The sequence below is a fragment of the Sphaerotilus sp. FB-3 genome (genome assembly GCF_023706025.1).
GTDB lineage: Bacteria > Pseudomonadota > Gammaproteobacteria > Burkholderiales > Burkholderiaceae_C > Sphaerotilus > Sphaerotilus sulfidivorans.
Genome location: NZ_BQWE01000011.1, coordinates 229,329 through 248,639, shown reverse-complemented (window position 1 = coordinate 248,639; position 19,311 = coordinate 229,329). Strand labels below are relative to the sequence as shown.

Below are 19,311 nucleotides of genomic sequence, written 5' to 3'. Positions count from 1 at the left end.
GCGCCCTAGCCATGACCCTCGAGTTCCATTCCGCGACCGACCGTGGCCGCATCCGCAGCAACAACGAGGATTCGATCGCCATCGTCGAGGCGGCCGGACTGATGGTGCTGGCCGACGGCATGGGCGGCTACAACGCCGGCGAAGTCGCCAGCGGCATGGCCACCGCCTTCATCGAGAAGGATCTGGGCCGCTGGCTGCAGGAAACCCCGCCGGACACCGACGATCTGGAGGTCCGCCGGGCGATGGACATCTGCGTCGACAACGCCAACCGCTCGATCTTCGAGGCCTCCCACGCGCACGCGCAGTACGCCGGCATGGGCACGACCCTGGTGATGGGCGTGTTCCGCGGCGGACGGCTGCTGGTCGGCCACATCGGCGACTCGCGGGCCTACCGCTGGCGCGACGACCGGCTCCAGCAGCTCACCCGCGACCACTCGCTGCTGCAGGAGCAGATCGACGCCGGGCTGATCTCGCCCGAGCAGGCGGCCTACAGCCACCAGAAGAACCTGGTCACCCGCGCCATGGGCGTCGAGGACATCGTGCTGCTGGAGATCCACTCGCATGCCGTGCATCCGGGCGACTGGTACCTGCTGTGCTCCGACGGCCTGTCCGACATGCTCGATGACGCCCGGATCGCGGCGGTGCTGCGCGAGCAGGGCTCCGACGTCGGCAAAGCGGCACAGGCGCTGGTCGATGCCGCCAATCAGGCAGGCGGACGGGATAATATTGCCGTGATACTGGTCGCCGTCCACGCCGTGCCCTCGTCGGGTCAGCCGTGGTGGCCCTTCCGGCGCTGAGGATCAGGGGACAAAGGATCCCGGCTGCCAAGAACACTGAGGTCGCTCATGCCCAAACTCGTCGTTTCGCTGGACGGAGTCGTCATCAAGGAGGTTCAGCTCACCAAGGACAAGACGACCTTGGGACGCCGCCCCTACAACGACATCGTGATCGACAACCTGGCCGTCAGCGGCGAGCACGCCGTGCTGCAGATGGTCGGCCAGGATGTCTACATCGAGGACCAGAACAGCACCAACGGCACCTACATCAACGGTCGCGCGGTCAAGAAGCAGCTGCTGCAGTACAACGACACGATCGAGATCGGCAAGTACAAGATCAAGTACCTGGTCGAGGACAGCTCCGACTACGAGAAGACCATGATCCTGAAGCCGGGCCAGATGCCGCCCGGCATGGCCAGCCGGCCGACCGCGCCGATGCCGGGCAACTTTCCGGCCTCGGGCTTCGGCGGTCTGACCGGCGGTACCGTGCCCCAGGCCTCGATCCGCGTGCTCTCGGGCGCGGCGGCTGGCCGCGAGGTGGTGCTGACCAAGGTGGTCACCACCGTCGGCAAGCCCGGCGTGCAGGTGGCCTCGATCACGAAGCGCCCCGGCGGCTATGTCTTCGCCCATGTCGAAGGCAACGCACGTCCGACCGTCAACAGCATGCCGGTCCATGCCGAGCCGATCCATCTGAAGGATGGCGACGTCATCGAGCTGGCCGGCACGCAGATGCAGTTCGTGCAGCCCTGAGCGTCGCTGCGGTCTCACGCGGCCTCGTGGCCTTGTTCACGACCCTGCCGCCCCTGGTTCACGGGGATGGACAAGCAGTGCGGAAGTGCGCAGCAGCCGGCTTGCACCCGCATGACGCGGGGGGCAGCATGGCCGCCTGTTCTGCCTGCCCTCACCTGGAATCCCGATGAACCTGCGTGTCCTTGGCTGCTCGGGCTCGATCGCCCTCGACAACCGGACCACCTGCTTCCAGCTCGACGAACGCATTCTTGTCGACGCCGGAACCGGTGTCGGCGACCTGACGCTCGAAGAGATGGCCGGGATCGACCACATCCTGCTGTCGCACTCCCACCTCGACCATGTGCTGGGCATCCCGCTGCTGGCCGACAGCGTCATGCAGCATCGCCTGTCGCGTCCGGACTTTCGCCCGATCCAGGTCCATGGCCTGCCCGAGACGCTCGAGGCGCTGCGGGCTCACCTGTTCAACAACATCATCTGGCCGGACTTCACCCGACTGCCCAGCCGTGAGCGCCCGATCATCGAGCTGGTGCCCTTCCAGATCGGCGAGTGCCTGGAACTGGCGGGACTGACGATCGAGGTGCTGCCGGCGCATCACACCGTGCCGGCCTGCGGCTTCGGGGTCGACACGCCCTCGGGCTGGTGGATCTACACCGGCGACACCGGCCCGAACCCGGCGCTGTGGGAGCGGCTGCGCGGCCGCGCGATCGCGCAGCTGGTGATCGAGACCGCCTTCAGCGACGAGGAACGCGCGCTGGCCGAGATCAGCCGCCACCTGTCACCCTCGATGCTGGCCGAGGAACTTCAGCAGCTCGATCTGGACTGCGACACCTCGATCGCGATCACGCATGTCAAGCCGGGCGAGATGGCGGCGGTCACCGGCCAGCTCGCCGAGCTCGACATCCGCATGCCGGTCTTCGCGCTGACCCGCGGCGAGCGCTACCGCTTCTGAGCGCCCGGCTCAAAGCCGCAGCGCATCCCAGCCGGTGCGCAGGATCAGCAGGCTGACGACGGCGATGAAGATGCCGCGCACGAAGCCCGCGCCGTGGCGCAGCGCCAGCCGGGCGCCCAGCAGGCTGCCGATCACGTTGGCCACCGCCATCACCGCGGCCACATGCCACCACACATGCCCCTTGGCGGCGAACAGCGCGATCGCCGCCAGATTGGTCGCGGTGTTGAGCAGCTTGGCGCCGGCCGAGGCATGAAGGAAGTCGTAGCCCAGCCCGCGCACCAGCAGGAAGACAAAGAAGCTGCCCGTGCCTGGGCCGAAGAAGCCGTCGTAGAAACCGATGCCGGCGCCGATCGCGCTGCCGCGCATCGCCTCGCGGCGTGGCGAGAGATGCGGCGCATGCACCCGCCCGAGATCCTTGCGCCAGAGCGTGTAGAGCAGCACGACCAGCAGCACCAGCGGCAAGGCCTTGCGCAGCCCGGTGGCCGGCACCATCGTCACCAGCCAGGCGCCGGCGAAGCTCGCCAGCAGCGCGGTGACGGCCGCAGGCGCCAGCGTGCCCCAGTTCATCGTCACCCTGCGCGCGTACTGGCTGCAGGCCCAGGCGGTGCCGCCGATGGCGGCGGCCTTGTTGGTGCCGAACAGCGTCGCAGGCAGCGCGGACGGATGCACCGCGAACAGGGTCGGCAGCAGGATCAGCCCGCCGCCGCCGACGATGGCATCCACGAAACCCGCCAGCCCGGCGGCCAGCGTCACCCACAGCAGATCAAGCATCAGTCAGGACAAGCGCAACGCGACAACGCAGGTGGAGAAAAAAGAAGGCACCGGGATCAGGGATCGCCGGTGCCGTCGAATTGTCTCATCGCGCCACATGGCGCCGAATCTTCTGGAGCGTCTGAGTGGTGCCGCCGGATGTTGTGTGATGTGGGGGCGGCGTTTCTTGTTGCGCTACGGTGACCAGTCTCCTCAGTCCCTCACTCCTGCCCGCCTGCCCCTCGGGGCGGCGTCTGCGAGTGGCGAGACTGTAGGGTTTCGCAACAGTCCACCATATCCGGGGTTTCCCGCACCAGAACGATGCAGTCCCTGGCGATGCCAGCCCGTCCGGTCGCCGCGCCTCACGAAAGCTGCGCAGCGTCAAGAATCCAGCCTGCGGCCCGCTCGGCCAGCATCAGCGTCGGCGAGTTGGTGTTGCCGCTGGTGATGACCGGCATCACGCTGGCGTCGACGACACGCAGCCCGGCCACGCCGCGCACCCGCAGCCGCGGGTCGGTCACCGCCATCGGGTCGTCTGCGCGGCCCATGCGACAGGTGCCGACCGGATGGAAGATGGTGGTGCCGATGTCGCCGGCCAGGCGGGCCAGTTCCTCATCGCTCTGGTGCTGGATGCCGGGCCGGAACTCCTCGGGCCGGAAGGCCTGCATCGCCGGCTGCGCGACGATGCGGCGTGTCACCCGCAGCGAATCGGCCGCCACCTGGCGATCCTGCGCGGTCGACAGGTAGTTCGGCCGGATCGCCGGGGCCTCCTCCGGACGCGGCGAGCGGATGTGGACCTGGCCACGCGAGGTCGGGTTGAGGTTGCAGACGCTGGCGGTGATCGCATCGAAGCCGTGCAGCGGCTCGCCGAAGGCATCGAGCGACAGCGGCTGCACGTGGTACTCGAGGTTCGGCCACTCGAACTGCGGCGACGAGCGGGTGAAGGCACCGAGCTGCGACGGCGCCATGCTCATCGGGCCGGTGCGGCGCAGCAGGTACTCCAGGCCGATCATCGCCTTGCCCCAGGGCGTGGCGGCACGGGTGTTGAGCGTGCGTGTGCCCTGCACCTTGTAGACCGAGCGGATCTGCAGATGGTCCTGCAGGTTCTCGCCGACGCCGGGCAGCAGGTGCTGCACTTCGATGCCCTGCGACTGCAGCACCTGGCCATCGCCGATGCCCGACAACTCCAGGATCTGCACGCTGCCGATGCTGCCAGCGCTCAGCAGCACCTCGCGGCTCGCGCTCACCGTCTCGATGCCGGTCGGCGTGAGCACCTCGGCGCCGGTGCAGCGCAGCGCGCCGTCGGCGCCGCGCGCCAGCGTCAGGCGGCGCACCTGCGCGCCGGTCCACATCTCGAAGTTCGGCCGGCCGTAGCAGGTCGGGCGCAGGAAGGCCTTGGCGGTGTTCCAGCGCAGGCCCGACTTCTGGTTGACCTCGAAGTAGCCCACGCCCTCGTTGCTGCCGCGGTTGAAGTCGTCGGTGGCGGGAATGCCGGCCTGCTGCGCGGCCTGCGCGAAGGCATCGAGAATGTCCCAGCGCAGACGCTGGCGCTCGACCCGCCACTCGCCGCCGTGGCCGTGCAGGGCCTTGAACTCGGCGCTGGCCTGTGCGGCGTTGGCAGCATCGAGCCGCCAGTGGTTCTCGTGCTGCCGGAAGGCCGGCAGGCAGTGCTCCCAGCGCCAGGCCGCGTCGCCGGTCAGCTCGGCCCACTGGTCGTAGTCGCGCGACTGGCCGCGCATGTAGATCATGCCGTTGATGCTGGAGCAGCCGCCCAGCACCTTGCCACGCGGATAGCGCAGCTTCCGGCCGTTCAGGCCCGGATCGGGCTCGGTCTGATAGAGCCAGTCGGTGCGCGGGTTGCCGATGCAGTGCAGATAGCCGACCGGAATGTGGATCCAGTGGTAGTCGTCGCGGCCGCCGGCCTCGATCAGCAGCACGCGGGTGGCCGGATCGACGCTCAGGCGATTGGCCAGCAGGCTGCCGGCCGAGCCGGCGCCGATGATGATGTAGTCGAATATGGGCATGCTCTGTCCTGTCTCCTTGCTCAGCCCGACTTTATGGGCACCACTGCGCGGCGTGCACACTTTCGCCGCAAGCTGATTTCAGGATGTCTCAACTCGACTTGCGCCAGCTCGCCACCTTCGCTGCGGTGGCGGAAACCGGCTCGCTCGGCCAGGCGGCCGAACGGCTCAACCGTTCGCCGTCGGCGCTGTCGATGCAGCTGCGCGCGCTGCAGGACCGGCTCGGCCTGGTGCTGCTGAGACGCACCGGCCGCGGCCTGAAGCTGACGCCCGACGGCGAGCGGCTGCTCGCACAGACCCGCCCCGCGCTGGAGGCGATGCATCGGCTCGAGCACACCGTCCGCGCCCTGGGCCAGCCGAACCGCTGCGATCCGGTGCCGGCCGGCATCGGCACCATTCTCGATCCGGCCTTCATCCGCCTGGGCGACTTCATCGGCCGGCTGCAGACGGACACGCTCCAGCCGATCCGCCCGGTGCTGCGCCACGGCACCTCCGGCTGGGCGCTGCGCGAGGTGCGGGAGCGCCGGCTCGATGTCGGCTTCTATCTGGGCGAATGCGACGAGACGCTGTTCATGCGCCAGCCTCTCGCACCGGTGCGCTATGTGGTCGTCGCGCCGCGCGCGTGGCAGCACCGGCTGGCCGGCTGCGACAGCTGGACCGCCCTGGCGGCACTGCCCTGGATCGGCACGCCGACCGACTCGGTGCACGCCCGGCTGCTTGCACCGGTCTGGACACGCTGCGGCGCCAGCCCGGCGCCTGTGGCCGAAGTGGATCAGGAGGCCTCGATGATCGATCTGGTCGAGGCCGGCGTCGGCCTGTCGCTGGCCAGAGAGGCGCCGGCCTTGCGGGCCGCACACGAGCGGGGCCTGGTGCTGCTGCGACAGCTGGCGCTGGACACGCAGCTCGCGCTGGTGAGCCTGCGCGCACGCCAGCACGAGCCTCTCGTGGCGCAGCTGCACGCGGCTGCCCGCACAAGCTGGGGCCGCGGTGAGGCGACGATCCCGGCCCCCGTCAGGGCGCCAGATGCGAGGCCAGCACAGGAAAGAGCTTGATCAGGCCCTCGGCCATGATCTCCACCGCCAGCGCAGCCAGGATCAGGCCCATCAGCCGGGTCATCACGTTGATGCCGGTGCGTCCGAGCAGCCGTGCCACGCCGCCCGCCGCCGAGAACGCGACGAAGGTCGCCAGTCCGACGACCACGCCATAGCCCATCAGCACGCCCAGCTCCCACCAGTGGCGCGTCTTGTCGGCATAGATCACCATCGTCGAGATGGTGGCGGGCCCGGTCAGCAGCGGAATGGTCAGCGGCACCACCGCGATGCTGTCGCCCGAGTCGGCACGCTCGCGGCCCTCGCTGACATCGTCGGAGCGCGACTCGGCCGGCTGCGCGTTGAGCATCTGCAGCGCGCTGATCAGCAGCAGCGTGCCGCCACCCACCTGGAAGGAGGCCAGCGAGATGCCGAAGAACTCGATCACCTTCAGCCCGGCCAGCGCGCTGATCGAGATCACCAGGAAGGCGCTGAAGCTCGACACCCGGATGGTGCGGCGCCGCGCTGCGGCATCGAGATGCTGCGTGAAATGGATGAAGAACGGCACGACGCCGATCGGATTGACGATCGCCAGCAGCGCGATCAGCGGCTTGAGCAGGTCCATGACGTGATTCTGCGCCGGCCTCGCGCCTTCACCTCTCGGTTGAAGGCCCTGTTGCAACAGGCGGCTTCCGCACTCGATCTGACATATTCAAGGGTTAACCCGAAATTTTTGACTGTTGAAGATCACGGACAGATCAAAAAACTGCGCAGGCTTACAACACTTCTGCCAGAAGGGGTGTTCCCAGGGCTTGACGGTCATACATAATGGCCCCTCGTGATTGGACGCGGCGCCTTTTCTCTGTTCTATCGAATGAGTGCTGGCTGTAGCTCCGCCACATGGTCCCCTGGTACTCAACGTACCCTGTTTTGCTTGAAAGGCGCTCTTCCATGGGCAACAAACTCTACGTGGGCAACCTGGCCTACGGCGTTCGCGACGAAGAACTGAACGCTGCTTTCTCCGAGTTCGGCGCGGTCCAGTCCGCCAAGGTCATGATGGACCGCGAAACCGGCCGCTCGAAGGGCTTCGGCTTCGTCGAGATGGGCTCGGATGCCGAAGCCCAGGCAGCCATCAACGGCCTGAACGGCCAGGCGATCGGCGGCCGTGCCGTCGTCGTCAACGAGGCTCGCCCCCGCGAAGAGCGTCCGGGCGGCTTCCGCAGCCCGTACGGCGGCCGTCGTGACGGCGGTGGTGGCGGCGGCTTCGGCGGCGGCAATGGTGGCGGCGGCTACGGCGGCGGCGGCGGCGGCAACGGCGGCGGCTTCCGCAGCCCGTACGGCGGCGGTGGCCGTCGTGAAGGCGGCGGCGGCGGCGGTGGTCGCGGCGGCTACGGCGGCGGCGGCTACTGATCCGTGTCGCTGCGATCGGTGAGCTGAGCTGACAGGCTCGCGCCGCCGATCGACAGACGTCCAGAACAAGAGGGCGATCCCGCCAAGGGGTCGCCCTCTTGTCATTTCAGCGCGGATCGCCGCGCCGCTGCTTGCGGCCACGCCCTGCGGTCAGGCGGTCCCAGAGCCTGCGCGGCAGCCAGCGCATCAGCACGGTCAGCACGCCCATCGGCCAGGGAATGACCGCATGGCGGCGTCCCCGGTCGATCACCGGCAGCGCCCTGCGCGCGAATTCCCGAGGGCTCAGCAGAAAGGGCATCGCATAGCGGTTGCCGCGTGTCAGGGGCGTGTCGACAAAGCCGGGCAGCAGCGTGACGACACGAATGCCGTCGCTGCGCAGCTCGATGCGCAGGCTTTCGCAGTAGCTGACCACCGCGGCCTTGCTGCCGCAGTAGCCGCCATGCCCGGGCAGCCCCCGGATCGCCGCGACACTGGCGATGCCGACCAGGGTGCCGCGCCGCGCCAGCCGCATCGGCCGGATGAAGGGATGAAAGGTCGCGGCCATGCCGACGACATTGGTGGCATAGAGATCCTCGAGCACGGCCAGGTCCTCGCGCTCGGCGGTGTCGATGCCAACGCTGATGCCCGCATTGGCGATGACCACATCCGGCAGGCCCTGCTCGATCAGGCAGCGCATGCCCGCCGCGACGATCGCCTCGCGGTCGCGCACATCCGCAACATGCACCTGGGCCTGCGCGGGGCCGATGCCGGCTTCATCCAGCCAGGCCCGGATCACCTCGGCACGTCGCGCCACCAGCGCCAGGCGCCAGCCGCGTGCAGCATAGGCCTCGGCCAGCGCCCGGCCTATGCCGCTGGAGGCCCCGGTGATGAAGACCAGCGGCGCGCGCTCGCGTTCCAGCCTCTGGCGCTCCTCGGGGGTCATCGGGCGGGCAGGCGACCGCGCACAGCGCCCCGAAGCTCGAGCCGGGCGTCCGCATGCCAGTAGGTCAGCCCCCGGGCCTCGATGAGGCTGGCGCCCTGGCGCAGCACCACCGGACGGTCGCTGCGCACCTGGTCCTGACGCCGATCGAAGATCATCTCCTCGCTGCTGAACTGCAGCGGCGCGCTTTCGCCGGGCAGCCGATCGCGCTCCACGGTGGCGCCGCCCATCAGCCGCACCTCGCTGCCATCGCCCTGGGCGATCGCATGGGCGGCACGGGCGCGCAGCAGGTTGCCGGCGTCATCGCGCCAGCGCAGGCTCAGCCCGTCGATCTCCAGCGTGTCGGTGTCGGGATGGTGACGCACGACCTCGCCCTCGATGACCCCGCGGGCCGGCCCCGCCTGCCCGTAGTGCTGCACCGAGAAGCCATGCATCTCGTAGTCGGGCTCATGGGTAGGCGCCTGGGCTGCCCGGTCCGGCTCGGGCTCGGGCGTCTGCTGGACCAGCCACCAGGTGGCGCCCGCCAGCAGCGCCATCAGGAACAGCGGCAGATGGCCCAGCAGCGCCTGGCGCCAGCGCTCGCCGCGCGGCAGCGCCGGCCGGGCCGCATCGACCGCACGGGTGGCCACCAGCGGGGGCAGCGGCAGCGGACTGGTGTCGTCGTCGAGCGAGGCCACGCGATCGTGTCCCGTGTCAGGCCGTGGCGCCGTCAAGCGTGGCCAGATGGCCCGCCAGCAGCGCAGCGTACCGGCCGCTGGCGCACAGCAGCAGATCGCAGAACTCGCGCGCCGCGCCCTGCCCGCCCGGCACCGCGGTGACATGGTGGGCCGCGGCGCGCACCTCCGCATGCGCCTGGGCCGGCGCGCAGGCCAGCGCGCAGCGCACCATCAGCGGCAGGTCCGGCCAGTCGTCGCCGATGACCGCCAGCTCATGCCAGCCGAGCCCCAGCAGCGCCAGCATCCGCTCGGCCGCGGCCAGCTTGTCGTGAATGCCGTGAAAGGCATGCACGATGCCCAGATCGGCGCAGCGGCGGCGCACCGCCGGCGTGTCGCGGCCGGTGATCACCACCGGCTCGATGCCGGCGCGCGCCAGCAGCTTGATGCCGTGGCCGTCGAGCGTGCTGAAGGCCTTGACGCTCTCGCCGTGCTCGCCGATGTAGATGCGCCCGTCGGTCAGGCAGCCGTCGACGTCGAAGATCGCGGCGCGCACACCCTGCGCCGCCAGCAGCAGCTCCGGCGCGAAGTTCAGCACCGGCGAGATCGGGCGCGGCCAGGGCGTGGCGGCGGCCATCGGGGTCGGGTCGCTCATCAGATCACCTTCGCGCGCATCAGGTCGTTGGTGTTGAGCGCGCCGACCAGGCGGCCCTCGCCGTCATGCACCAGCAGCGTGGTGATGCAGGCGTCTTCCATCAGCGTGGCGGCCTCGACCGCCAGCGCATCCTCGCCGATGCTGCGCGGGCGGCTGCGCACCAGGTCGGCGGCAGACAGCGCGCGCAGGTCCGTGCCCTGCTCGACCGCACGGCGCAGGTCGCCGTCGGTGAAGATGCCGATCGCACGGCCCTGGGCGTCGACGATCGCCGCGGCACCCAGGCCCTTGGCGCTCATCTCGCGCATCACCTCCAGGCAGCTCGCCGCGGGCGACACCCGCGGCACCGCCTCGCCCTGGCGCATGATGTCGCGCACATGGGTCAGCAGCTTGCGCCCGAGCGCACCGCCCGGGTGCGAGCGCGCGAAGTCCTCGGGGCGGAAGCCGCGTGCGTCCAGCAGCGCCACCGCCAGCGCGTCGCCCAGCGCCAGCTGCGCGGTGGTGCTGGCCGTCGGTGCGAGATTGAGCGGGCAGGCCTCCTGCTCGACCCGGTTCGACAGCACCCAGTCGGCATGCGAGGCCAGCGTCGAGTCGGGCCGGCCGGTCATCGCCACCAGCGTCACGCCCAGGCGCTTGAGCGCCGGCAGGATCGCGGCGATCTCGTCGCTTTCGCCGGAGTTGGAGAGCGCCAGCACGATGTCGCCCGGCGTGACCATGCCCAGGTCGCCGTGGCTGGCCTCGCCCGGGTGCACGAACATCGCCGGCGTGCCGGTCGAGGCCAGCGTCGCGGCGATCTTGCGTCCGACATGGCCGCTCTTGCCCATGCCCATCACGACCACGCGGCCGCGGCCGTTCAGGATCGCGTGCACGACGCGCACGAAGCTCTCGCCCTGCTGGTCCTGCAATTGCATCAGCGCCTCGGCCTCGATGCGCAGGGTCTGGCGGGCCATGCGCAGCACGCGCTCGGCCTCGAAGCGGGGGGGCGCGCTGGCGGCGGTGGCGGCTGGGATGTCGGTCACGGGATCGGGAGGCCGGAAGCTGAATTACGATTGCCGGATTCTAGGATGGTGAATGGCCAGCACTCTCGACATTGCCCTGCTCTACCTTCTTGCCGCGGTCGCCGGCGTCGTCGGCTGCCGGCTGCTGAAGCTGCCCTCGATGCTCGGCTATCTGCTCGTCGGCGTGCTGATCGGCCCGAACGCGCTGGCGCTGGCCAAGGACTCGGCCGGCATCCGCTACCTGGCGGAGTTCGGCATCGTCTTCCTGATGTTCGTCATCGGGCTGGAGTTCAACCTGCCCAAGCTGCGCAGCATGCAGCGGCTGGTCTTCGGCCTCGGCGCCGGGCAGGTGCTGCTGACGCTGGCCGGCGCGGCCATCGGCAATCTGATGCTGATCACCGCCTTCTCGCTGCTGGGCCGGGCGTGGGAGCTGAGCTGGCAGGGTGCGGTCGCGCTCGGCGCGGCCATGGCGATGTCGAGCACCGCGATCGTCGCGAAGATGATGGCCGAACGGCTCGAGCTGGAAAGCGAGCATGGCCGCAATGTCATGGGCGTGCTGCTGTTCCAGGATCTGGCGGTCGTGCCGCTGCTGGTGCTGATTCCGTCGCTGGCCCAGGGCGGCGGCGACCTGTGGGAGACGCTGGGCCGCGCGACGCTGAAGGCCGCGGTGCTGCTGACGCTGCTGCTGTGGGGCGGCCAGAGGCTGATGCGCTGGTGGCTGACGCTGGTGGCGCGCAGGAAGAGCGAGGACCTGTTCATCCTCAACATCCTGCTGATCACGCTGGGCCTGTCGTGGCTGACGGAACACGCCGGGCTGTCGCTGGCGCTGGGCGCCTTCGTCGCCGGCATGCTGATCGCCGAGACCGAGTTCAAGCATCAGGTCGAGACCGACATCCGGCCCTTCCATGACGTGCTGCTCGGGCTGTTCTTCATCACCATCGGCATGAAGCTGGACTGGCGCCCGGTGCTGGACCAGTGGGTGCTGGTGCTGCTGCTGAGCACGCTGCCGGTGCTGGCCAAGGCCGGCATGGTGGCGCTGCTGGCCCGCGCCTTCGGCTCGGCGCCCGGCGTGGCGATCCGCACCGGCCTGTACCTGGCCCAGGCCGGCGAGTTCGGCTTCGTGCTGCTGACGCTCAGCGCCCAGGTCGACCTGGTCGCCGACCGCTGGCTGAGCCCGGTGCTGGCCTCGATGGTGCTGTCGATGCTGGCCACGCCCTTCATCATCATGGGCAGCAACCGCATCGTCATGAAGCTGTCGGCCACCGACTGGCTGATGCAGTCGGTGCAGCTGACCTCCATCGTCAAGAAGTCGATCCGCACCGAGGCGCACCTGATCATCTGCGGCTACGGCCGCAGCGGCCAGAACCTGGCCCGGCTGCTCGACAAGGAGCGCATTCCCTACATGGCGCTGGACCTCGACCCCGACCGGGTGCGCCAGGCGGCAGCGGCCGGCCAGAGCGTGGTCTTCGGCGATGCGGCCAAGCTGCCCAGCCTGATCGCCGCCGGCCTGTCGCGCGCGACCGCGGTGGTCGTCACCTACAACGACACGCCCTCGGCGCTGAAGGTGCTGCAGCATGTGCGCGAGCATGCCGCGCATGTGCCGGTGGTGGTGCGCACGCCCGACGACACCGATCTGGAGCGGCTGCGCGCCGCCGGTGCCACCGAGGTGGTGCCAGAGGCGCTGGAGGGTTCGCTGATGCTGGCCAGCCATGCGCTGGCCCTGGTGGGCGTGCCGATGCGCCGGGTCATCCGCATCACCCAAGACGCCCGCGACGCCCGCTACGGCCTGCTGCGCGGCTACTTCCACGGCGCCGACGACGACACCGTCGAGGAGCTGCAGCAGGCCCGGCTGCAGTCGATCGGCCTGCCACCGGGTGCACCCTGCGTCGGCCGGCGTCTGGGCGACCTGACGCTGCAGGTGATGGGGGTGTCGGTGGTGTCGGTGCGCCGCGCCAGCGGTCAGGTGCTCGAGGTCGACGACGACTTCATGCTGGCCGGCGGCGACGTGCTGGTGCTCAGCGGCCTGCCCGAGACCCTGGCGCTGGCCGAGGCCCTGCTGCTGAAGAAGGGCTGAGCCGGCTCAGGCGACCGCGACCCGCTGCGCCAGATTGGCGCGCAGCCGCGCCACCATGACCGCACCGGCCGCACGCAGCACCTCGTTGGCGAGCGTCGGCGCCCGGGCGGCCAGCTCCTCGTAGCGCGGCAGATGCAGGGCCCAGACGATGGTCGGCGTCATCGCCTCGACGCTGGCCGAGTGCGGCTGGTCGCTGAACAGGCCGGTCTCGCCGACCAGCGCGCCCGGCCGCATCAAGGCCACCCGGAAGGCGCCGGGCGCCGCGCCCTGGACATAGACCTGCAGACTGCCCTGGCCGACGAAGTAGGCGGCCCGGTCGCACTCGCCCTGCTTGATCAGCAGATCGCCGGCGCGCAGCTGGTAGGGCGTCAGGTAGGCGGCGAAGTTGCGCCATTGCGGCAGGTTGAAGCGGGCGCGAAAGGCGTCGTCAGCCCGCAGGGACTGCACCGCCTCGATCAGTTCATCCATTCCCATCGCCGTTCACCTCTCGCACTTTCCGCAGGGCAGGAGCATAGCCGGCCACCCGGGCCGGCATGATGCTCCGGCAGGTGGCACAAAAGGTTTACGAAAATAACACTTCCGGCGATTCGTGAAACATGTCACGCCATGACACCAGCGAGCACGATCATGCCCCCCCTCGCCGCCCGTCCTATTTGCCGATGCAGAAGCGCGAAAAGATCACGCCCAGCAGGTCGTCGGCCGAGAAGGCGCCGGTGATCTCGCCCAGCGCGTCATGCGACAGGCGCAGCTCCTCGGCGAACAGGTCCAGCGCCTCGTCGCGGCGCGCGGCCCAGCCCTCGGCCAGCTCGAGGTGCTCGCGTGCGCGGCGCAGCGCCGTCAGATGGCGCTCGCGCGCGATGAACACGCCGTCGGGCGAGGCATGCCAGCCCGCCAGCTCCAGCAGCAGGCGGCGCAAGCCCTCCAGCCCGTCGCGGGTCTTGGCCGAGAGCGTGAGCGCCCGCTCGCCGTCCGGCACGCCGGCCAGCACCGCCGCCCGGTGCGCGGCGTCGACCCGGTCGGTCTTGTTGAAGACATGCACGCGGCGCGAGCGGTCGGGCAGCCGCGCCTCGATCGCACGATCGGCCGCGGCGTAGTCCGGGTCCAGGCAGCGGGTCAGGTCATGCAGCATCAGCACCGCATCGGCGCCGGCGATCGCCTCCCAGCTGCGCGCGATGCCGATGCGCTCGACCTCGTCGGCCGCCTCGGCGTCGGAGCGCAGGCCGGCGGTGTCGATCACATGCACCGGCACGCCCTCGATCTGCAGCGTCTCGCTGACCCGGTCGCGGGTGGTGCCGGCGATCGGGGTGACGATGGCCAGCTCGGCGCCGGCCAGCGCGTTCAGCAGGGAACTCTTGCCTGCATTGGGCTGGCCGGCGATCACCACCGTCAGGCCTTCGCGCAGCAGCGCGCCCTGGCGCGCGGTGTCGAGCACCACATCGAGCCGCTCGGCCAGCCGCGCCAGCCGCCCGCGGGCGTCGGCCTTCTCGAGGAAGTCGATCTCCTCCTCGGGAAAGTCCAGCGTCGCCTCGACCAGCATGCGCAGCTCGACCAGTCCGTCGCGCAGCGCCTCGATGCGCCTGGAGAAGTCGCCTGACAGCGAGCGGGCCGCGCTGCGCGCCGCCGCCTCGGTGCTGGCGTCGATCAGGTCGGCCACCGCCTCGGCCTGCGCCAGGTCGAGCTTGTCGTTCAGGAAGGCGCGCTCGGTGAACTCGCCCGGCTCGGCCGGCCGCAGCCGAGGCAGCAGCTCGCCCTCGGCCGCCGCCTGCAGGCAGCGCGCCATCAGCAGCTGCAGCACCACCGGGCCGCCGTGGGCCTGCAGCTCCAGTACATCCTCGCCGGTATAGCTGTGCGGCGCCGGGAAATAGAGCGCCAGGCCCTGGTCGATCGGCCGGTCCTCGGCGTCGAGAAAGGGGCCGTAGGTGGCCACGCGCGGGGCCAGATCGCGGCCGGTCAGGCGCCGGGCCAGCGGGGCCAGACCGCGGCCGGAAACACGCACGATGCCCACGGCGCCGCGGCCGGGGGCGGTGGCGATCGCCACGATCGGATCCTGATGTCGAGCAAGCATGGCGCGCATTCTCGCCGACGCCGCACGACCGACCTGCGCCATGAGAAACGCCCTGTCGGCAGCCGGGCCGACAGGGCGTCAGGGTGTTCGCGCGGAGGGGAGCCGGCTCATCGCCATCAGCCCCCGGAGCCGGGCCTGTGGGGGCGAGCCTCCCGGCCCGTCTTCTGCTGGCTTGCAAGCCTGCCACCACAATCCCGGGGTCACGCCCCGCAGAACGAATGATGCGGGCCGTCCGTGACAGACTCAAGGCAGCCCTTGCAACCGGCGGCAAAGGCCGTGCCACTTGTCGCGTCCGAATTGCACAAAGCAACAAGGGTCGCAAAAGAGGTGCATCGCACCCCCTTCACGACCCTTGCAGGTCACCCGCCCGCAGGCAGGCGTCGACGCGGCGTCAGCGGTTCAGGCCGAGCTGGCGGTTGATCATCCACTGCTGCGCGATCGACAGCAGGTTGTTGACGAACCAGTACAGCACCAGACCTGCGGGGAAGAAGATGAACATCACGCTGAACAGCAGCGGCATGATCCACATCATCTTGGCCTGGACCGGATCCGGCGGGGTCGGGTTCAGCCAGGTCTGGAACAGCGTGGTGACCGTCATCAGCGCCGGCAGGATGTAATACGGGTCCTGAACGCTCAGGTCGGTGATCCAGCCGATCCACGGCGCACCGCGCATCTCGACCGAGGCCAGCAGCACCGAGTACAGCGCGATGAAGAACGGCATCTGGATGAAGATCGGCAGGCAGCCGCCCAGCGGATTGACCTTCTCCTCGCGGTAGATGCGCATCATTTCCTGCTGCATCTTCTGCGGGTCGGCCTTGTAGCGCTCGCGGATCTCCATGATCTTCGGGTTGACCGCCTTCATCTTGCCCATCGAGCGATAGGCGCTGGCATTGAGCCAGTAGAAGGCGATCTTCAGCAGCACCACCAGCGCCACGATCGACCAGCCCCAGTTGCCGATCAGGCCATGCAGCTTGTCGAGCAGCCAGAACAGCGGCTTGGCCAGCATCGTGACCCAGCCGTAGTCCTTGACCAGCTCCAGCCCGGGCGCCAGGGCCTCGAGCTTGTTCTCTTCCTGCGGGCCGGCGTAGAGCGTCGTCTCGACCGTCTTCGTCGCGCCCGGCGCGATCGCGTCGACCGGCAGCGTCATCGCCACCGAATAGAGATTGGTGCCTTCGCGCTTGGTCTGGAAGCTGCGCGCGACCTTGTCATTGAAGATCCAGGCACCGACGAAGTGGTGCTGGACCATCGCGATCCAGCCGTTGTCGGCCGACTTCTCGTGATCGGCCTTGGACTTCTCGATGTCGGCGAAATCGACCTTCTGGAACTTCGCCGCGTCGGTGTAGACGGCCGGGCCGGTGAACGCAGCCGGCCCCATGAAGATCGAGGTCGAGGGCACCGTGCCGTCGCGCGCCAGCTGCAGGTAGAGCTGCGCGGCCACCGGCGCGGCCGAGGTGTTGACCACCTCATGGCGCACCCGCACCGCATAGTCGCCGCGCTTGAAGACATAGGTCTTGCGCAGCTTCACGCCGCCCTGCTCGGCCGACTCGAAGCTGACTGCCAGCTCGTTCTGGCCGTCGGCCAGCGTCAGCGGACCCGGCACCAGCGTCATCGGCGTGGTGTGGTTGGGCAGCGCGGCCTGACCGGCCAGCTGCGGGATCAGGCCGGAATCGGCCTGGTAGACACGCTGGGCCGAGCGGTCGAACAGCATCACCGGCTTGCTGGTGTCATGCTCGTCGCGGTAGCGCGGCAGCGTCAGGCCGACCAGGCTGGCACCGCGGGTGTCGATGCTGGCACGGACCAGATCGGTGCTGATGTCGATGGTGCGCGAGGGCTCGCCGCCAGCGGCCAGGCCGGGCAGCGGTGCCACGCCAGCCGGCTGGGCCGGCGCGGCAGGCACGCCCGGCGCGCTGCCTGCAGCCGCTGCCGAGGCGGCGACCGGCGGAGCGAACATCGACGGCTGGCCGTTGTGCTTGTTCCAGCCGTCCCACAGCATCACGAGCGAGACGGAAAAGATGCCCCAGAGCAGGGCACGCCGCGTGTCGGTCATACAGAGGTCTTTCGATTGGCGAGCGAACGCGCCCGGTCGGGCGGGGCCGCAGCAGGATCGTCATCCTGCTGCGTCCGCTCGTCGGAGCGCTCCAGAAGAGAGGTGAACAGCCGCCGCGACGGCGGCGACCGGTCAGGGACCGGATCATGCCCGCCTTGGCACCACGGATGGCAGCGCGCGATGCGCCAGAGCGTCAACGCGCCGCCTCGCCGGGCACCGTGACGTTCCAAGGCAACAAGTCCGTAGGCCGAGCAGGTCGGCTCGAAGCGGCATGACGAGCCCAGCCAGGGGCTCAGCAGCAGGCGGTAGGCGCGGATCAGCCCGATCAGCGCGGCTGACGGCCACCGGCGAAGCCGGGTCCGCAACGAAGAATCGGGATCGGACGCCGGCAGCACGGTCACGGAGGTCCGGATCAGGACGACGGCGCGGCGCAATGCCGGGCCGTGCGACGCATCGCGTCGGCCAGCAGGCGATCGATCTCGGCGCGCAGTTCGGCCGCCAGCGCCTCGGAGCGCGCGCTCGGGAAACGCGCACGGTCGATCGGCGCACGCAGGCGCAGCACCCAGTCGCCGGGGGCGAGGTGCGGAAGATGGCGTCGCATCGCGTCGCGGAGCTGGTTCTTGACCAGCGTGCGGGTCACCGCGCGCCGGGCATGCCGTTTCGGCACGACCAGACCCAGCCGGAGCGACGCCGACTGACCGGGAACGAACAGGTTTTCCACAACCTTTTCCACAGATTCATCCACAGACTTTTCCACAGAGTTATCCACAGCCGGAGCGATGGCATGTCCGTCAGACTTGTCCACAGGCAAAACCATGCCGGAGGCCACCGGATCGATCTGATCGATCGGTGCTGGCATGGGCAGCGGAAGGGGGAGGTGGTGGACCATGAAACGGGCAGTGCGCGCGCAGGGCCGCACTGCCATCACGGCCTCGAAGCGGGAGGGGCCGCTGAGCCGGTCGAACCGACGCGACTCTGAGGGTCCGCTCACGCCCGGAAAGGACCTGAAAGCCCTGGAATCAGACGGCCAGACGCTTGCGGCCCTTGGCGCGGCGTGCATTCAGCACGGCACGGCCGCCACGGGTCTTCATGCGGACCAGGAAGCCATGGGTGCGGGCACGGCGGGTCTTCGACGGTTGGTAGGTGCGCTTCATGATGAATCCTCTTGCCTTGACGTGTGAGCACCCCGAAGGCGCCCTGATTCGGGAAACCCTCGATTACAGCACGCGACTTGCCGATGAGTCAATGCTGAACCCGGATCGTCGACTCGTCAGGGGGGATTGACCCTGCCGGCGAATCTGTGGATAACCTCACCCGGGCCGCTTCGATGTCGATACAATCGCGCCCCTTCGCTCGAAGTTGTCCACAATTTTCAGCACATGCAAACGGACCTGTGGGATAGAGGCCTCGAACGCCTCGCCGCCGAGCTGCCGCAACAGCAGTTCAACACGTGGATCCGCCCGCTTCCCCCGGCCGACGTGACCGTGGACGGCGCGGCGGTTCGCGTGGACCTGTGCGCTCCCAACCGGTTCAAGCGCGACTGGATCCGCTCGCAGTTCGGCGAGCGCATCGAGCGCACCCTGAGCGAGATCGCCGGCATGCCGGTCCGGCTCGAACTGCATATCGCGGGCGCGCGCGAGGCGGCACCTGCGCCTGCGCCCGCCCCCGTGCCCGCGCCTGCGAGTCCGCCGCTGCCCGCCGGGCCGCCGGCGCTGGTCGCACCGACCCCGCCCCCAGCCGACACGCCGGTCCATGATCCGGTGCAGATGTCGATGCTCGACCTGCCGCCGGCAGGCGCACGGAGTTCGGCCACATCGGCGGCTTCAGGTGCGCGTGCTCGCACGCGCGCAGGCGCGCGGAAGGTGGCCGAGCCGGCCACGCCGCTGGTGCTGGCCGCCGACCTCTCGCCGCTGGCCGAATCCCCGGCGCTGGCCCGGCTGGCGGCGGATGCGGCGGCGGCAGCGTCCTTCATCTCCGGCCGGCTGGACCACACGCCACCCGCAGCGCTGCCGGATCTGCCGGCCGCCGCGCCGGCCACGCGCACCCGCCCGCCGCTGCCGAAGCCCGTGCCTCGCACCGCACTGTCGGAGCATCTGCCTGATCTGCCCGACCTGCCGGCGCTGCCCGACATGGATGCCGAGCCGCCGGTCGAACCGGCGCCTTCGGCCGAAGCCCCCACGAGACCGGCCGCCGCAGCGGCGGTCGTCGCAAGCCCGGCT

The 19,311-nt window shown here is 69.7% G+C and carries 20 protein-coding genes; 7 read left to right on the top strand and 13 right to left on the bottom strand.

Annotated elements, in window-relative coordinates; all coding sequences use genetic code 11:
* Positions 1–11: 11 nt before the first annotated feature.
* The 3 genes from NFT33_RS06215 (at position 12) to NFT33_RS06205 (ending at position 2,475) form a co-directional block, all read left to right on the top strand.
* Positions 12–797, top strand: a complete 786-nt coding sequence (locus tag NFT33_RS06215) for a Stp1/IreP family PP2C-type Ser/Thr phosphatase (RefSeq protein WP_251673940.1) — start codon at positions 12–14, stop codon at positions 795–797.
* A 48-nt stretch (positions 798–845) separates the two neighbouring features.
* Positions 846–1,526, top strand: a complete 681-nt coding sequence (locus NFT33_RS06210; protein ID WP_149504757.1) for an FHA domain-containing protein — start codon at positions 846–848, stop codon at positions 1,524–1,526.
* A gap of 166 nt (positions 1,527–1,692) precedes the next feature.
* On the top strand, positions 1,693–2,475 hold the full coding sequence (locus NFT33_RS06205) for an MBL fold metallo-hydrolase (RefSeq protein ID WP_220784575.1): 783 nt from the start codon (positions 1,693–1,695) through the stop codon (positions 2,473–2,475).
* A gap of 9 nt (positions 2,476–2,484) precedes the next feature.
* Here the strand turns inward: NFT33_RS06205 and NFT33_RS06200 are convergent, their stop codons facing one another.
* The gene (locus tag NFT33_RS06200; RefSeq protein ID WP_251673938.1) at positions 2,485–3,246 is read right to left on the bottom strand and encodes a sulfite exporter TauE/SafE family protein; all 762 of its coding nucleotides are present in this window, start codon (positions 3,244–3,246) and stop codon (positions 2,485–2,487) included.
* 341 nt (positions 3,247–3,587) lie between these two features.
* The gene (locus NFT33_RS06195) at positions 3,588–5,249 is read right to left on the bottom strand and encodes a GMC family oxidoreductase (RefSeq protein ID WP_251673936.1); all 1,662 of its coding nucleotides are present in this window, start codon (positions 5,247–5,249) and stop codon (positions 3,588–3,590) included.
* 83 nt (positions 5,250–5,332) lie between these two features.
* Here NFT33_RS06195 and NFT33_RS06190 point away from each other — a divergent pair, with 83 nt between their 5' ends.
* On the top strand, positions 5,333–6,298 hold the full coding sequence (locus NFT33_RS06190; protein ID WP_251673934.1) for a LysR family transcriptional regulator: 966 nt from the start codon (positions 5,333–5,335) through the stop codon (positions 6,296–6,298).
* On the opposite strand, the gene NFT33_RS06185 is transcribed toward NFT33_RS06190, so the two are convergent.
* Complete coding sequence (locus NFT33_RS06185; protein ID WP_149504761.1) at positions 6,258–6,899, bottom strand: MarC family protein; 642 nt, start codon at positions 6,897–6,899, stop codon at positions 6,258–6,260. The genes NFT33_RS06190 and NFT33_RS06185 overlap by 41 nt on opposite strands.
* Before the next feature lie 326 nt (positions 6,900–7,225).
* Between NFT33_RS06185 and NFT33_RS06180 the strand changes: the two genes are divergently transcribed.
* Positions 7,226–7,684: an RNA recognition motif domain-containing protein gene (locus tag NFT33_RS06180; protein ID WP_149504762.1), complete on the top strand. Its 459-nt coding sequence runs from the start codon at positions 7,226–7,228 to the stop codon at positions 7,682–7,684.
* 106 nt (positions 7,685–7,790) lie between these two features.
* Here NFT33_RS06180 and NFT33_RS06175 read toward each other — a convergent pair whose 3' ends face one another.
* From NFT33_RS06175 to NFT33_RS06160, 4 genes are read right to left on the bottom strand one after another with little or no spacing between them, the layout of a single operon-like run.
* Positions 7,791–8,606: an SDR family oxidoreductase gene (locus tag NFT33_RS06175; RefSeq protein WP_251673932.1), complete on the bottom strand. Its 816-nt coding sequence runs from the start codon at positions 8,604–8,606 to the stop codon at positions 7,791–7,793.
* The gene (lptC, locus tag NFT33_RS06170) at positions 8,603–9,280 is read right to left on the bottom strand and encodes an LPS export ABC transporter periplasmic protein LptC (RefSeq protein ID WP_251673930.1); all 678 of its coding nucleotides are present in this window, start codon (positions 9,278–9,280) and stop codon (positions 8,603–8,605) included. Before lptC ends, NFT33_RS06175 begins: the two co-directional genes overlap by 4 nt.
* Positions 9,281–9,296: 16 nt before the next feature.
* A complete protein-coding gene (locus NFT33_RS06165) occupies positions 9,297–9,911 on the bottom strand; it encodes a KdsC family phosphatase (protein ID WP_251673928.1) in 615 nt (204 codons plus the stop codon).
* Positions 9,911–10,858 (bottom strand): KpsF/GutQ family sugar-phosphate isomerase, encoded by a 948-nt coding sequence (locus tag NFT33_RS06160; protein ID WP_251674095.1) that lies wholly within the window; start codon positions 10,856–10,858, stop codon positions 9,911–9,913. The genes NFT33_RS06165 and NFT33_RS06160 overlap by 1 nt, the downstream gene beginning before the upstream one ends.
* A 121-nt stretch (positions 10,859–10,979) precedes the next feature.
* Between NFT33_RS06160 and NFT33_RS06155 the strand changes: the two genes are divergently transcribed.
* The gene (locus tag NFT33_RS06155) at positions 10,980–12,980 is read left to right on the top strand and encodes a monovalent cation:proton antiporter family protein (protein ID WP_149504766.1); all 2,001 of its coding nucleotides are present in this window, start codon (positions 10,980–10,982) and stop codon (positions 12,978–12,980) included.
* 6 nt (positions 12,981–12,986) lie between these two features.
* Here NFT33_RS06155 and NFT33_RS06150 read toward each other — a convergent pair whose 3' ends face one another.
* From NFT33_RS06150 to rpmH, 6 genes are all read right to left on the bottom strand, one after another.
* Positions 12,987–13,448, bottom strand: coding sequence for a cyclic nucleotide-binding domain-containing protein (locus tag NFT33_RS06150; protein WP_251673926.1), 462 nt, complete (start codon positions 13,446–13,448; stop codon positions 12,987–12,989).
* Between the two features lie 181 nt (positions 13,449–13,629).
* The gene (gene mnmE, locus NFT33_RS06145) at positions 13,630–15,045 is read right to left on the bottom strand and encodes a tRNA uridine-5-carboxymethylaminomethyl(34) synthesis GTPase MnmE (protein WP_251673924.1); all 1,416 of its coding nucleotides are present in this window, start codon (positions 15,043–15,045) and stop codon (positions 13,630–13,632) included.
* 391 nt (positions 15,046–15,436) lie between these two features.
* Positions 15,437–17,092 carry a membrane protein insertase YidC gene (yidC, locus tag NFT33_RS06140; protein ID WP_220784584.1) on the bottom strand — a complete coding sequence of 552 codons (1,656 nt, stop codon included), beginning with the start codon at positions 17,090–17,092 and terminating at the stop codon, positions 15,437–15,439.
* On the bottom strand, positions 17,089–17,457 hold the full coding sequence (gene yidD / locus NFT33_RS06135; protein WP_149505377.1) for a membrane protein insertion efficiency factor YidD: 369 nt from the start codon (positions 17,455–17,457) through the stop codon (positions 17,089–17,091). The genes yidC and yidD overlap by 4 nt, the downstream gene beginning before the upstream one ends.
* A gap of 47 nt (positions 17,458–17,504) precedes the next feature.
* Entirely contained in the window at positions 17,505–17,951 is a 447-nt protein-coding gene (locus NFT33_RS06130; protein WP_376744129.1) for a ribonuclease P protein component, read from the bottom strand.
* 160 nt (positions 17,952–18,111) lie between these two features.
* Entirely contained in the window at positions 18,112–18,246 is a 135-nt protein-coding gene (gene rpmH / locus NFT33_RS06125) for a 50S ribosomal protein L34 (RefSeq protein ID WP_037482511.1), read from the bottom strand.
* A gap of 225 nt (positions 18,247–18,471) precedes the next feature.
* Between rpmH and NFT33_RS06120 the strand changes: the two genes are divergently transcribed.
* A partial coding sequence (locus NFT33_RS06120; RefSeq protein WP_309296124.1) for a DnaA N-terminal domain-containing protein occupies positions 18,472–19,311 on the top strand: 840 nt, incomplete at its 3' end.

Bases quoted from the DNA above. Each gene is read 5' to 3' on its own strand.
- NFT33_RS06175 (WP_251673932.1), bottom strand. From the start codon at position 8,606: ATGACCCCCGAGGAGCGCCAGAGGCTGGAACGCGAGCGCGCGCCGCTG.
- mnmE (WP_251673924.1), bottom strand. From the start codon at position 15,045: ATGCTTGCTCGACATCAGGATCCGATCGTGGCGATCGCCACCGCCCCC.
- rpmH (WP_037482511.1), bottom strand. From the start codon at position 18,246: ATGAAGCGCACCTACCAACCGTCGAAGACCCGCCGTGCCCGCACCCAT.
- NFT33_RS06130 (WP_376744129.1), bottom strand. From the start codon at position 17,951: ATGCCAGCACCGATCGATCAGATCGATCCGGTGGCCTCCGGCATGGTT.
- NFT33_RS06195 (WP_251673936.1), bottom strand. From the start codon at position 5,249: ATGCCCATATTCGACTACATCATCATCGGCGCCGGCTCGGCCGGCAGC.
- NFT33_RS06210 (WP_149504757.1), top strand. From the start codon at position 846: ATGCCCAAACTCGTCGTTTCGCTGGACGGAGTCGTCATCAAGGAGGTT.
- NFT33_RS06165 (WP_251673928.1), bottom strand. From the start codon at position 9,911: ATGAGCGACCCGACCCCGATGGCCGCCGCCACGCCCTGGCCGCGCCCG.
- NFT33_RS06160 (WP_251674095.1), bottom strand. From the start codon at position 10,858: ATGGCCCGCCAGACCCTGCGCATCGAGGCCGAGGCGCTGATGCAATTG.
- NFT33_RS06190 (WP_251673934.1), top strand. From the start codon at position 5,333: ATGTCTCAACTCGACTTGCGCCAGCTCGCCACCTTCGCTGCGGTGGCG.
- NFT33_RS06180 (WP_149504762.1), top strand. From the start codon at position 7,226: ATGGGCAACAAACTCTACGTGGGCAACCTGGCCTACGGCGTTCGCGAC.
- NFT33_RS06150 (WP_251673926.1), bottom strand. From the start codon at position 13,448: ATGGATGAACTGATCGAGGCGGTGCAGTCCCTGCGGGCTGACGACGCC.
- yidC (WP_220784584.1), bottom strand. From the start codon at position 17,092: ATGACCGACACGCGGCGTGCCCTGCTCTGGGGCATCTTTTCCGTCTCG.
- NFT33_RS06155 (WP_149504766.1), top strand. From the start codon at position 10,980: ATGGCCAGCACTCTCGACATTGCCCTGCTCTACCTTCTTGCCGCGGTC.
- NFT33_RS06205 (WP_220784575.1), top strand. From the start codon at position 1,693: ATGAACCTGCGTGTCCTTGGCTGCTCGGGCTCGATCGCCCTCGACAAC.
- NFT33_RS06215 (WP_251673940.1), top strand. From the start codon at position 12: ATGACCCTCGAGTTCCATTCCGCGACCGACCGTGGCCGCATCCGCAGC.
- NFT33_RS06185 (WP_149504761.1), bottom strand. From the start codon at position 6,899: ATGGACCTGCTCAAGCCGCTGATCGCGCTGCTGGCGATCGTCAATCCG.
- NFT33_RS06200 (WP_251673938.1), bottom strand. From the start codon at position 3,246: ATGCTTGATCTGCTGTGGGTGACGCTGGCCGCCGGGCTGGCGGGTTTC.